A 13,925-nucleotide genomic window follows, 5' to 3' on the forward strand; every position below is an offset into this window, starting at 1 on the left:
GATCGGAGCCGGGGCACAGTTCGGAGCCGGGTCACGACAAGGGATCACTCGCAGACCGTGCCGGACTTCGGCACCGTACCGTTCAGGAGATAGCCGTCGACGGCTCCCTGGACACACTTGTTCTTACTGTTGTACGCGCCGTGGCCCTCGCCCTTGTATGTCAGCTCGACGCCTACTCCCCGGCCGAGTTTCTCCACCATCGCCTTCGCGCCCGCGTACGGAGTCGCCGGGTCGCCGGTGTTGCCGATGACGAGGATCGGCGCGGAGCCGGGAGCGCTGACGTCGGGGGTCACCCAGGCGCCCGCGACCGGCCAGCCGGTGCAGCTCATCAGGCCCCAGCCCAGGTACTCGCCGAACATCGGTGACGCCTTGCGGAAGGCGGGCAGGGCCGCCTTGGTCTGCTCCAGGGTGAAGCGCTGCTTGTTGTCGGCGCAGTTGATCGCGATGTTGGCGGCGTTGGAGTTGTCGTACCGGCCGTCCTCGGAGCGGCCGTTCAGCGAGTCGGCCAGCGCGAGCAGCAGCGCGCCGGAGCCGCCGTCCGCCTCGTCCAGGCCCTGTTCCAGCAGCGGCCAGGTCTCCTTGGAGTAGAGCGCGGAGGCGATGCCGGTGGTGGCCAGCGTCTGCGTCAGCGCGCGGTCGCCGAGGCCGTCGATCGGCTCCTTCTCCAGCTTCGCCAGGAGGTCGGCGATCCACTGCTCGACCTCCTCGCCGGTGGCGCCGGGCAGGGCGCACGTGTCGGCGCGGTCCGCGCAGTCCTCGGTGAAGTTGTCGAAGGCGAGCTGGAACCCCTGCGCCTGGCCGAGCGATGACTGCTCGGCGTCCTTCGTCGGGTCGACCACCGCGTCGAAGACGGCCCGGCCCACCTTGTCCGGGTAGAGGTGGGCGTAGACGCCGCCGAGCTCGGTGCCGTAGGAGATGCCGAAGTAGTGCAGCTTGTCGTCGCCGAGCACCGTGCGCATCAGATCCATGTCGCGGGCGGCGTTCGTGGTGCCCACATAAGGCAGCTCGGGGCCCGAGTTCTTCTTACAGGTGGCGATGAAGTCCTTCTGGCCCTCGACGAACTCCTTCTCCTCCGCCGCGTCGTCCGGCGTGGAGTCCTCCTGGTACAGGGCGTCCAACTGGGCGTCGTCCGCGCACTCCACGCCCTCGCTGCGCCCCACCCCGCGCGGGTCGAAGCTCACCAGGTCGTACCGGCCGCGCAGCCGGTCGTAGTCCGCGCCGAAGGCCGGCAGGGTCGCCACACCGGACGCGCCGGGCCCGCCGAAGTTGAACAGCAGCGACCCGATCCGCCGCTTCTGGTCCTTGGCCTTCCCCCGGATCAGCGCCAGCTCGATCGTCCGGCCGTCCGGCTCCGCGTAATCCAGCGGTACGTCCATGAAGGAGCACTCCCAGACCGCGCCGCCCGGCAGCGGCGACGGCGACTCACCACCGCCCTGCGCCACGTTCGGCGCCGAACACGGCGACCACTCCAGCTCCTGTGACGCCAGCTCCTCGGAGGTGGCGGTGGGGGAGGCGGTCGAGGCCCCGGAGGGCGTCGAGCGGCCCTCTCCGCCACCGCCGTCGCCGTCCGAGCAGCCCGCCAGGGGCAGCAGCACGGTGGCGGTGGCGGCGAGGGCGGCGGCACGCAGAGCGGGGGAAGTCCTCATGGGCTCCATCGTGCGGCGGGGCGCCGGGGAGCGCGCTGGGGCGCGGTCCATGCGGGTGGTGCGCCCTTCCTTGCCGCTCGGTCTTACAGCTCGCCCTTCCGGGTCAGCTGGTTGAAGGCGATCCACCCCGGCAGCACCGGCAGCCACAGCGTCATCACGCGGTACAGCAGCACCGCCGGCGCCGCGACCTCCATCGGCAGCCCGACCGCGATCAGGCCCAGCGTCAGGGCGCCCTCGACCGCGCCCATCCCGCCCGGGGTGGGCGCGGCGGAGCCGAGCGCGTTGCCCGCGAGGAAGACCACCGCGATGCTCGCGTAGCTCAGCTGGGTGACGTCCGGCCCACTGAACGCCCGGATCGACGCGTCCAGGCAGAGCACGAACAGGCCGGTCAGCAGCAGCATCCCGCCGATCCCGGTGACCAGCTTCTGCGGCCGCTGCACCACGTCCAGCATGCGCGGCACGACCCCGGCGAAGAGCGAGCGCACCCGGGTGACCACGAACTTCCGCAGGAACGGAATGGCCGTCACCACCAGCACCAGCACCGCGACCGTCAGCAGACCGGCGATCACCGTACGGGAAGGGGTGAGCGAGTCCGGGGTCTTCTCCGTACCGGTGAGATAACCGAAGAGGGCCAGCAGCAGGATGTGGCAGCCGAGCCCGAAGAGCTGCGAGGCTCCGACGCTCGCCACGGCCAGACCGGGGCGCACGCCGGCGCGTTGCAGGAAGCGGGTGTTCAGCGCCACACCGCCGACGGCGGCCGGGGCGACGATCTTCACGAACGAACCGGCCACCTGCGCCTGCACGGTCTTCAGGAACGGCACCCGCTCCGGCACGAAGCCCAGCAGGCTCATCGCCGCCGCCACGTAGCTGAGCCCCGAGAAGCCGAGCGCCGCCGCCACCCAGCCCCATTCCGCCTGCTCCACGAGCACACCGAAGTCGGCCTGGGTGACCTGGGAGATCAGGAAGTACGCGGCGATGGCTCCGGCGATGAAGCTGAAGAGCGTACGGGGTTTGATCCGCTCCAGGCGGACCGGCTCGACCGGCGCCTGCGGCCGGATCAGCAGCACCTGACGGCGGATCTGCGCGAGCAGATCGCCCTCCCGTGCCTCCTCCAGCGCGTCGTCCACGGCCCGCTTCTCGGCCTGCTTCTCGGTCCGCAGCGACTTCCGCTCGGCCTTGTGACCGGACTTGGGCTCGGCGGGAGCCTCGGCCCCGGCCTGCGCGGCCTTCTCCGCCGCGTCCCGGGCCCGCGCCTCCTTGGCCGCCCGCGATGCCTCCAGCACCGCGTCCCGCTCCTGCTGCGAGCGTTCCCGCGCCAGCCGGCGCAGGGTCGCGCGGGTGGAGCGGCTCAGCGCGATCGGCTGAAGCAGCGGCAGACAGTCCGCCACCGCGTCCGGGCCGAGTACGGCCAGCGCGCCGGAGACCGAGCGCTCGGCCCCCACCCGCAGCCCCAGGGTCGTCAGCAGCTGCGCCACGTCCATGCGGAGGACCAGGTCACCGGCGGCGATCTCACCGCCGCGCAGGTCCGTCACGAAGACCTTGCCGGAACGATCCACCAGCAGCGCGTCACCGGTCAGCCGGCGGTGCGCGATCCGGCGCGACTGGAGGGCCTTCACCTGACGCCAGGCGCCGCGCACCAGGTCGTCGGTGATCTCCTCGTCCTCCATCTGGTCCAGCGACCGGCCGCCGATGTGCTCGTAGACGAGCATCACCGCGTCCGGACCCAGCTCGGAGGTGGCGATCAGCTTCGGCGCGTTGGCCCCGGCGGCGATCGCCGCGTACGCGAGCAGCGCCTCCTGTTCCAGCGCCTGCCGCAGCGACTGGATCGAGCGGCGCTGGGTGAGCGTGCGCAGCGTGAGGCGGCGCCAGGCCCGGTAGAAGAACCCCTGGGCCTGCTGCTCGCGGTCGACGACCGTCACGTCCAGCGGCGGCCCGTCCTCCAGGGTGACCAGATACCGCCGGCCCCGGTCGTTCGGGTCGGCGGTGTCGCTGTCGGCGGCGTCCTCGGTGCGCATCGCGGCGATCGGCCGGAAGCCGACGTGCCGCAGCCCCGCCATCAGGTGCTGGCCGGTGGGGCGGACGTTCGGCGAGCCGACCGCGTACAGCGTTCCGTACGCCACGGTCCAGCCGATCAGGACCGTCAGGATGATCGAGAACGGTGTGGTGTACCCGCCGACGAGCATCGCGAACGCGTCGAGCAGCAGGACGGCCCAGAGCACGACGCGCCAGCGCGGCCGTCTCGCCATGCCGACGGCGGTCATGTACGCGATCACCGGGGCGAGGTAGCCGTGCACCGGGTCGGTCAGTCCGGCGCCCGGCTGCGGCTGGGTCAGGGCCTCCTGGATGGTGCCGGGCGCGGAGCGCGAGACCCAGAGGTCGGTGGCGAGGGTGACGCCGTGGGCGAGTACGGCGGCCAGGACGCCGTCGGCGATGCGCAGCCCGTCCCGCTTGATCAGCCGCTCGATGGCGAAGGCCACCGGCACGAGCAGTACGGCGATGCTGGAGACCAGCCCGGCGATCTTGATCAGCAGATCGGGCGCCTGCTCGGTGCCCTTGGAGATGTCGTCCTCAAGGCCGGTGGTGGTGCCCTGGGCGAAGGCGGCGATCGCGAAGAGCACGGCGATGGCGGCGATGCCGATGAGCAGCCGCATCAGGTCGGAGGGGCGGTGCACCCGGGCGGGGAGCAGCGGCTCGTCGCCGGATACCCGGTCGCTCAGGGCGGCCTCGGCGGAGGCGAGCGTGGAGCCGGTCAGATGGCCGCTGGTGGACGCGGTGGCCGCGGAGGGAACGTCGGTCACGGTGGTCGCGGGGGAGCCGTCGGTACGGAGTGCGGCGGCGGGGTCCGGGGCCTCCTCCGGGCGCTCCCCGACGGGCTCCGGCGTACGCGAGGCGCGCTCGCCGGTGGGCTCCGGCGCAGGCGACGGACGTGCTCCGGCGTGCTCCGGCGTACGCGGCGGGTGCTCCTCGGCGGGCTCCGGCGCACTCGGTGGGCGCTCTCCGGCATCGGAGGCGTCCGCCGCCTTCGGTGGCTGCACGCCCTGCTCCTTCGTCGCCTCTGGTTCGTCTTCGTGGTCTCGTATCACCGGTCACCGCCCGGATGATGGTGGCACGGCCCGGAGACGGAGGGGGGCATCAGGGTGCGTCGCCCGGGCGCGGGATGCGCAACATACGCCCCTTTGCACCTGCGCGCATGCTCGGTGACCGTACCGAGACGGTTCCGGCCGCGCTGTCGGTGGCGTACGGCAGGATGGGACGGATGAGCCAGGACGGGACGGACGAGACGGACGACGAGCAACCGGGCGCGCTGCCGGAGTACGCGGAGCGGGTCCTCGACGTCGCCGACCTGATCCCGCCGGGCCGGGTCATGACGTACGGCGATGTCGCGGAGTGGCTGGGCGACGGCGGCCCGCGGCAGGTGGGACGGGCCATGGCGCTGTACGGATCCGCCGTGCCGTGGTGGCGTGTGGTGCGGGCGGACGGGGCGCTGCTGCCGGGCCACGAGCTGCGGGCGCTGGACCACTACCGCGCGGAGGGGACGCCGTTGCGTGAGGCCTCGCGTCAGGCGGACGGCCATCTTCCGCGGCTTGACATGCGCCGGGCGCGCTGGGACGGGAGCGGAGGTGACTCCTCCGGTCCGGCCGGTCCCTCCGGCCCGGCCGGCCAGGGCGAGGAAACTCACACCTGACGGCGGCTGCCGGTGACCGCGTCCGGCCGGGCGCGGGCCGGTGCGTGACGAGAGACGCAGCGCACCCGCCGCCTCCCGCGCACCCGCTGGCGTAGCGTCGTCGTCACCGCGCTCCATGCGCACCTCCTCTCCTCGTCCTTCTACGACTCCAGGAACGACCCTTTTCGGGCTGTACGACCTGTACGGCCCGTGAACCCACCAGGACCGGCGATCCACGTGAGCTCCTCCTCTTCCACCCGGCACAGTCCGCACCGTGAGACACGGCCGCGGACCACGGGCGCGTACCGCCTGGTGCGCACCCCGCCGGGTTCCGTGGAGCCTCCTCTCCTGGACGCAGGCCAGCGCGCCGTGGTTGATCACACCGAAGGACCGCTGCTCGTCCTCGCCGGTCCCGGCACCGGCAAGACCACCACGCTCGTGGAGTCCGTGGCGGCCCGGGTGAACCGGGGCGCCGACCCCGCCCGCATCCTCGTCCTCACCTTCAGCCGCAAGGCCGCCGTCGAACTGCGCGACCGGATGGCGGCCCGGCTCGGCGCGGCCCGCGGCCCGCAGGCCACCACCTTCCATTCGTACTGCTACGCCCTGGTCCGCGCCCACCAGGACGCCGACCTCTTCGCCGATCCGCTGCGGCTGCTCTCCGGGCCCGAGCAGGACGTCACCGTCCGCGACCTGCTCGCCGGCCAGCTCGACCTGGAGAAGGAGGGCCTGGCCCACGTCCGCTGGCCCGACGAGCTGCGCGCCTGCCTGACCACGCGCGGCTTCGCCGACGAGGTGCGCGCCGTGCTCGCCCGCAGCCGCGAACTCGGCCTCGGCCCGGACGCGCTCGCCGCCTTCGCCCGCCGCACGGGCCGCCCGGACTGGAGCGCGGCGGCCCAGTTCCTCGCCGAGTACCTGGACGTGCTCGACGCGCAGGGCGTCCTGGACTATGCCGAGCTGGTGCACCGCGCGGTGCTGCTCGCCGAGCGCCCGAAGGTCTCGGCGCAGCTGGCGGGGGCGTACGACGCGGTGTACGTCGACGAGTACCAGGACACCGACCCGGCGCAGGTGCGCCTGCTGCACGCGCTGGCGGGGAACCGGGTGGGTGGCCCCCGGCGCCGAGGGCGCGCGGCAGGCGTGGGCGCCGGGCGCACGCTGGTGGCCTTCGGCGACCCGGACCAGTCGATCTACACGTTCCGGGGCGCCGATGTGAACGGCATCCTCGAATTCCCGGACACCTTCCGCCGCGCCGACGGCACCCCCGCTCCTGTCGGCGTCCTCACCACCTCGCGCCGCTCCGGCTCCGGGCTGCTCGCGGCGACCCGGCTGCTCACCCGCCGGATGCCGCTCACCCGGCTGCCCGCCGACACCGTCCGCGCCCACCGGGAGCTCCAGGCCGTCCGGGAGGGCGGCCGGGTGGAGACGTACACCTATCCGACCGCCTCCACGGAGCTGGACAACATCGCGGACCTGCTGCGCCGCGCGCACCTGGAGGACGGGGTCCCGTGGCGTGAGATGGCCGTGCTGGTACGGGCCGGAGGCCGCTCGCTGCCCGCCGTCCGCCGCGCCCTCACCTCCGCCGGCGTCCCTCTGGAGGTCGACGGCGACGACCTGCCGCTGCGCCACGAACCGGCCGTCGCCCCGCTGCTGACGGCCCTGCGGACGGTGGCGACGGCGGCGCTGCAACGCCTCCCCGAGGAGGATCCGGGTGAAGCCGGAACGCCGTCCTGGCTCACCACCGAGACCGCCCTCACCCTCCTCACCTCGCCTCTCGGCTCCATGGACGCCGCCGACCTGCGCCGCCTCGGCCGGGCCCTGCGCGACGAGGAGCGCGCCGCCGGAGTCCGCCTTCCCGCCCCTTCCGACGAGCTGCTCGCCCGCGCCCTGGCCGAGCCCGAGCGCCTCGTCACGCACGACCCGGCGTACGCCCACGGCGCGCAGCGGCTCGGCGCGCTCCTGCGCAAGGCCCGCGAGCTCCTGGAGGGAGGCGGGACCGCCGAAGAGGCCCTGTGGACCCTCTGGAACGGCACTCCGTGGCCCGGCAGGCTGGAGCGGGCCGCGCTGCGCGGCGGGGCGGGCGGGCGCAACGCCGACCGCGATCTGGACGCGGTGTGCGCCCTGTTCGAGACGGCGGCGCGCGCCGAGGAGCGCACCGGCGGGCGCGGGGCGCTCAACTTCCTGGAGGAGGTGGACGCCCAGGACATCGCCGCCGACACCCTCTCCCGGCGGACCGCCCGACCTGACGCCGTACGCCTGATGACCGCCCACCGCTCCAAGGGCCTGGAGTGGCGGCTCGTCGTCGTCGCCGGGGTCCAGGAAGGGCTCTGGCCCGACCTGCGCCGCCGGGGCTCGCTCCTGGAGGCGGACCGGATCGGCCGCGACGGGCTCGCCGAACCCCTCACGCCCGGCGCACTCCTCGCCGAGGAGCGCCGCCTCTTCTACGTCGCCGCCACCCGCGCCCGCGAGCGCCTCGTCGTCACCGCCGTGAAGGCCCCCGCCGACGACGGCGACCAGCCCTCCCGCTTCCTGACCGAGCTGGGCGTCGAACCCCGCGATGTCACCGGCCGCCCACGCCGCCCGCTCGCCGTCGCCGCACTCGTCGCGGAGCTGCGGGCCACCACCGTCGACCCGGCGGCCTCGGACGCCCTGCGCGACGCCGCCGCCCACCGCCTCGCCCGCCTCGCCGCGCTCACCGACGACGAGGGCCAGGCGCTCGTGCCCGCCGCCCACCCGTCCCGCTGGTGGGGCCTGGACGAGCCGACCCGCTCCGCCGTCCCGCTGCGCGACCGCGACCAGCCCGTCACCCTCTCCGGCAGTGCGCTGGACCAGCTGGCCAACACCTGCGCCCTCCAGTGGTTCCTGGGCCGCGAGGTGAAGGCCGACGCCCCGGCCACGGCCGCCCAGGGGTTCGGCAACGTCGTCCACGTCCTCGCCGACGAGGTCGCCTCCAGCCGTACGCCCGCCGATCTCGACGTCCTCATGGAGCGCCTGGACTCCGTCTGGAACGGTCTCGCTTTCGACGCACCCTGGAAGTCCGAACAGGAGAAGGACCAGGCCCGCGCCGCCCTGGAACGCTTCCTGCACTGGCACGTCCTGGACCGTGGCGGCCGGGCCCCCACCGCGAGCGAGCACGACTTCGACGTGACCTTGGAGGCGGGCGCGTACGCCGTCCGCATCCGAGGCTCGATGGACCGGGTGGAGGAGGACGCCGAGGGAAGGGCGTACGTCGTCGACTTCAAGACCGGCAAGAGCGCGCCCACCAAGGACGAGGTGGCCACCCACCCGCAGCTCGCCGTCTACCAGCTGGCGGTCCGCGAGGGCGCGGTCGACGAGGTCTTCGACGGCCGGCGGCCCGAGCCCGGCGGCGCCGAACTGGTCCAGCTCCGCCAGCCCGCCCCCAAGAAGGAGGGCGGCGACGCCTTCCCGAAGGTGCAGGCGCAGGAGCCGCTGGCCGGGGAGTGGGTCTCCGACCTGCTGGCGACGGCCGCCGGAAAGGTCCTGGACGAACGGTTCACGCCCACCACCGGCACCCACTGCGCCCACTGCACCTTCCGCGCCTCGTGCAGCGCGCAGCCGGAGGGCCGGCAGGTGGTGGACTGAGGGATCCGGTTCGTACCGGGTTGTCAGTGGCTCCGGTTACCGTTTCTCACGTGTCCTCACGCATCACCGATCCCGAGCAGCTCAAGGAGCTCCTCGGGATCCCCTTCACCCCGGAGCAGACGGCCTGCATCACCGCGCCGCCCGCCCCGCAGGTGATCGTGGCCGGAGCCGGGTCGGGGAAGACCACGGTGATGGCCGCCCGCGTGGTCTGGCTCGTCGGCACCGGCCAGGTCGCGCCCGAGCAGGTCCTCGGCCTCACCTTCACCAACAAGGCCGCGGGCGAGCTGGCCGAGCGCGTCCGCAAGGCGCTCGTCGCCGCCGGGGTCACCGACCCCGAGACCATCGACCCGGACCACCCGCCGGGCGAGCCCACCATCTCCACGTACCACGCGTTCGCCGGCCGCCTCCTCACCGAGCACGGCCTGCGCATCGGCCTGGAGCCCTCCACGCGCCTTCTCGCCGACGCCACGCGCTACCAGCTGGCAGCAAAGGTGCTGCGCGAGGCCCCGGGCCCGTATCCGGCGCTCACGCGCTCCTTCCCGACCCTCGTCAGCGATCTCCTGGCGCTCGACGGGGAGCTGTCCGAACATCTCGTACGACCGGAGCGGCTGGAGACGTACGACACCGAGCTGCTGCGTGAGCTGGCCACCGCCAAGCTCAGCAACGCCGACCTGCGCAAGATCCCCGAGACCGCCGAGGCCCGCCGCTCCCTCCTCTCCCTCACCGAGCGCTACAGGACCGCCAAACGGAGCCGCGACCTCCTGGACTTCGGCGACCAGATCGCCCTCTCCGCCGAGCTGGCCCTGACCCGGCCGGAGGTGGGGGAGATCCTGCGGGACGAGTTCCGGGTGGTGCTGCTGGACGAGTACCAGGACACCTCGGTCGCCCAGCGGCTGCTGCTCTCGGCGCTGTTCGGCAGCGGTACGGGGGCGAGCGCGACCGGCCACGCGGTGACCGCCGTCGGCGACCCCTGCCAGGCCATCTACGGCTGGCGCGGCGCCTCCGTCGCCAACCTGGACGACTTCCCCGAGCACTTCCCGCACGCCGACGGCACCCCCGCCACCCGCCACAGCCTCAGCGAGAACCGGCGCAGCGGCGGCCGCCTCCTCCACCTGGCCAACGGCCTCGCGGAGCCGCTGCGCGCGATGCACGAGGGGGTGGAGGCGCTGCGCCCCGCCCCGGGCGCCGAGCGCGACGGGCTGGTCCGATGCGCCCTGCTCAGCACCCACACCGAGGAGATCGACTGGCTCGCCGACTCCCTCGCCCACCTCGTGCGCACCGGCACCCCGCCCGGTGAGATCGCCGTCCTGTGCCGCACGGCCGGGGACTTCCCGCAGATCCAGGCGGCCCTGGTCGCCCGGGACATCCCGGTCGAGGTGGTCGGCCTGGCCGGGCTGCTGCACCTGCCCGAGGTGGCGGACCTGGTCGCCGTCTGCGAGGTCCTCCAGGACCCGGGCGCCAACGCGTCCCTGGTCCGCCTTCTCACCGGACCGCGCTGGCGCATCGGCCCGCGCGACCTGGCGCTCCTCGGCCGCCGCGCCCGCCTCCTCGTCCACCGGGCCGCCCAAGGCGACGATGCCGACCCGGAGCGGCGGCTCGCGGAGGCCGTCGAGGGCACCGACCCGGCCGAGGTGATATCGCTCGCCGACGCCCTGGACACCTTCCTGATCGCGGCGGACGCGGCCGACGACGGGCTGCCGTTCTCGGCTGAGGCCCGCATCCGCTTCGCCCGGCTCGCCCGTGAGCTGCGCGACCTGCGCCGCTCGCTCGCGGACCCCCTGATGGACGTCCTGCACCGGGTCCTGGCCACCACCGGCCTGGAGGTCGAGCTGTCCGCGTCGCCGCAGGCGCTGGCCGCCCGCCGCCGCGAGACGCTGGCCAACTTCCTGGACATAGCGGCCCGGTTCGCCTCGCTGGACGGCGAGGCGTCGCTGCTCGCCTTCCTCGGCTTCCTGCGGACCGCCGCGCAGTACGAGAAGGGCCTCGACAACGCGCTGCCCGGCGGCGAGAACACCGTCAAGGTCCTCACCGCGCACAAGTCCAAGGGCCTGGAGTGGGACGTGGTCGCCGTGCCGGGGCTGGTCACCGGCCAGTTCCCGAGCGACCGCGCCCGGGACGCCTGGACCGCTCAGGCCAAGGTGCTCCCGCACGCCCTGCGCGGCGACGCGGCGACGCTCCCGGACGTGGACGCGTTCGACGCCAAGGGCATGAAGGCGTTCAAGGCGGAGATGAAGGAGCACCAGCACACGGAGGAGCTGCGCCTCGGGTACGTCACCTTCACGCGCCCGCGCTCCCTCCTCCTCGGCTCCGGCCACTGGTGGGGCCCGTCCCAGAAGAGGACGCGCGGCCCGTCCGCCTTCCTGGAGGCGCTGTACGAGCACTGCGCGGCGGGCCACGGCGAGATCGAGGCGTGGGCCGACGAGCCCGCCGAGGACGAGGAGAACCCGGCCCTCGCGGCGCCCGACACCGACCAGGCCTGGCCGCTCCCGCTCGACCCCACGGCCCTCACCCGCCGCCGCGCGGCCCGGGACACGGTCCTCGCCCACCTGGAGCGCCTGGCCCTGCACGGAGACGAGCAGCCACCGGCGTACGCCCCCGAACCCGACGACGTACCGGCGCACGACCCCTGGGACGACGAGCCCCCGCTCGACGAGCCACCGGCCGACGAGGAGTGGGACTGGGACGCGCTCCCCACCGAACGCCCCGCCGGAACGCCGGACACCCAGGCCGCCCCGGACACGGCCCCGGAGCCCGTACGGGACACCGCACCTGAGGCATCCCCTCACATCCCCGCCGCCCGCCACCCGCAGGAAGAGCCGGCGGACCACCTCACCCCGGAGGAGACCCGCACCCTCGCCTCCTGGGACCGGGATCTCGACGCGCTCGCCGGAGAGCTGCGCCGCGCCCGCGCCACCGTGCACGACGTCCTCGTCCCCGCCTCGCTCTCCGCCACCCAGCTGCTGCGGCTGGCGGAGGACCCGGACGCGTTCGCCAAGGAGCTGGCCCGGCCCATGCCCCGGCCACCGCAGCCCGCCGCCCGCCGGGGCACGCGGTTCCACGCCTGGGTGGAGTCGCGGTACGAGGAGCTGCCGCTGCCCATGCTCGGCCCCGACGAGCTGCCCGGGGGCGACGAGAGCGACGCGGAGATCGCCGACGAGCGGGACCTGGCCGAGCTGAAGGAGGCGTTCGAGCGCACCGCGTACGCCCGGCGCACGCCGTACCGGGTGGAGACCCCGTTCCAGATCACCCTGGCCGGCCGGGTGATCCGGGGCCGTATCGACGCCGTGTACCGCACGGGTGACACCTACGAGATCGTCGACTGGAAGACCACCCGCCACCGCACCGCCGACCCGCTCCAGCTCGCCGTCTACCGCCTCGCCTGGGCCGAGCTGCACGACCTGCCGCTCACCGCGGTCACCGCCACCTTCCTCTACGTACGCAGCGGAGAGACCGTCCACCCGCAAGGGCTGCCCGGCCGGGCGGAGCTGGAGCGGATCCTGCTGGACGAGCCGGTCTCCGAGGACGGATAGGCTCAAGAGCATGAGCGAGACCCCGGACAGCGCCGTCCGTACGTACACCGAACAGCACCGCGCCGCCTTCCTCGACGACCTCGCCGCGTGGCTGCGCATCCCGTCCGTATCCGCGCAGCCGGAGCACGACGGGGACGTACGGCGCAGCGCCGAGTGGCTGAGCACCAAGCTCAAGGAGACCGGCTTCCCGGTCACCGAGATCTGGGAGACGCCCGGCGCCCCGGCGGTCTTCGCCGAGTGGCCCGGCGCGGACCCGGACGCCCCGGTGGTCCTGGTCTACGGCCACCACGACGTGCAGCCCGCCGCCCGCGAGGACGGCTGGGACACCGACCCGTTCGAGCCGGTGATCCGGGACGGCCGGATGTACGGACGCGGCGCGGCCGACGACAAAGGCCAGGTCTTCTTCCACACCCTCGGCGTCCGCGCCCACCTCGCCGCCACCGGCCGCACCACCCCCGCCGTGCACCTCAAGCTGCTGATCGAGGGCGAGGAGGAGTCGGGCTCGCCGAACTTCCGCGCCCTGGCCGAGCGGTACGCGGACCGCCTCGCCGCCGACGCCGTGATCGTCTCCGACACCGGCATGTGGGACGAGGAGACGCCGACCGTCTGCACCGGCATGCGCGGCCTCGCCGAGTGCGAGATCGAGCTGCAGGGCCCCGCGCAGGACATCCACTCCGGCTCGTTCGGCGGCGCCGTCCCCAACCCGGCCACCGAGACCGCCCGGCTGGTCGCCGCCCTCCACGACCAGGACGGCCGCGTGGCGATCCCCGGCTTCTACGACGGGGTCACCGACCTCACCGACACCGAGCGGGCCCTCTTCGCCCAGCTCCCCTTCGACGAGGCGACCTGGCTCCGTACGGCGAAGTCCCAGGCGGCCTCCGGCGAGGCCGGGTACTCCACGCTGGAGCGCGTCTGGGCCCGCCCCACCGCCGAGGTCAACGGCATCGGCGGCGGCTACCAGGGCGCCGGAAGCAAGACGATCATCCCGTCCTCCGCGATGGTGAAGATCAGCTTCCGCCTGGTCGACGGCCAGGACCCCGACCGCGTACAGGAGAGCGTCCGCACCTGGGTGGAGTCCCGCGTTCCGGCGGGCATCCGCCACAAGATCACGTTCCAGTCCGCCACCCGCCCCTGTCTGACCCCGCTGGACCACCCGGCCCTCCAGGCGGTGGCCCGCGCGATGGGCCGCGCCTTCGGTAAGGAGATCCTCTTCACCCGCGAAGGAGGCTCGGGCCCGGCCGCCGACCTCAGGGACGTCCTCGGCGCGCCCGTCCTCTTCCTCGGCATCTCCGTACCCTCCGACGGCTGGCACGCGCCGAACGAGAAGGTCGAGCTGGACCTGCTGCTGAAGGGCGTGGAGACGACCGCGTACCTGTGGGGCGAGCTGGCCACGGCACTCCGCTGAATCCTCTGCACACCTCCACGAACATCCTCTGCACACCCTCCACGAATCTGTGCACATCCGATCCACCCAGGGGGAGTAGGAAG

At 73.7% G+C, this 13,925-nt stretch carries 6 protein-coding genes; 4 read left to right on the forward strand and 2 right to left on the reverse strand.

The window, feature by feature from the left end:
- Nucleotides 1-44 precede the first annotated feature (44 nt).
- Nucleotides 45-1,646: an alpha/beta hydrolase gene (locus ACQP09_RS24205; protein WP_433403002.1), complete on the reverse strand. Its 1,602-nt coding sequence runs from the start codon at nucleotides 1,644-1,646 to the stop codon at nucleotides 45-47.
- 83 nt (nucleotides 1,647-1,729) lie between these two features.
- Nucleotides 1,730-4,681: a lysylphosphatidylglycerol synthase domain-containing protein gene (locus ACQP09_RS24210; RefSeq protein WP_433403005.1), complete on the reverse strand. Its 2,952-nt coding sequence runs from the start codon at nucleotides 4,679-4,681 to the stop codon at nucleotides 1,730-1,732.
- Nucleotides 4,682-4,902: 221 nt separating this feature from the next.
- On the opposite strand from ACQP09_RS24210, the gene ACQP09_RS24215 reads away from it, so the two are divergent.
- From ACQP09_RS24215 to ACQP09_RS24230, 4 genes are all read left to right on the forward strand, one after another.
- Nucleotides 4,903-5,331 carry an MGMT family protein gene (locus ACQP09_RS24215; RefSeq protein WP_433406749.1) on the forward strand — a complete coding sequence of 143 codons (429 nt, stop codon included), beginning with the start codon at nucleotides 4,903-4,905 and terminating at the stop codon, nucleotides 5,329-5,331.
- A gap of 216 nt (nucleotides 5,332-5,547) precedes the next feature.
- Nucleotides 5,548-8,907 (forward strand): ATP-dependent helicase, encoded by a 3,360-nt coding sequence (locus tag ACQP09_RS24220; protein ID WP_433403008.1) that lies wholly within the window; start codon nucleotides 5,548-5,550, stop codon nucleotides 8,905-8,907.
- A 50-nt stretch (nucleotides 8,908-8,957) separates the two neighbouring features.
- A complete protein-coding gene (locus ACQP09_RS24225; RefSeq protein ID WP_433403011.1) occupies nucleotides 8,958-12,437 on the forward strand; it encodes a UvrD-helicase domain-containing protein in 3,480 nt (1,159 codons plus the stop codon).
- A 10-nt stretch (nucleotides 12,438-12,447) separates the two neighbouring features.
- Nucleotides 12,448-13,842 (forward strand): dipeptidase, encoded by a 1,395-nt coding sequence (locus tag ACQP09_RS24230; RefSeq protein ID WP_433403014.1) that lies wholly within the window; start codon nucleotides 12,448-12,450, stop codon nucleotides 13,840-13,842.
- The last annotated feature ends 83 nt before the right edge of the window (nucleotides 13,843-13,925 follow it).

Source organism: Streptomyces sp. CA-146814 (assembly GCF_050942385.1).
Taxonomy (GTDB): domain Bacteria; phylum Actinomycetota; class Actinomycetes; order Streptomycetales; family Streptomycetaceae; genus Streptomyces.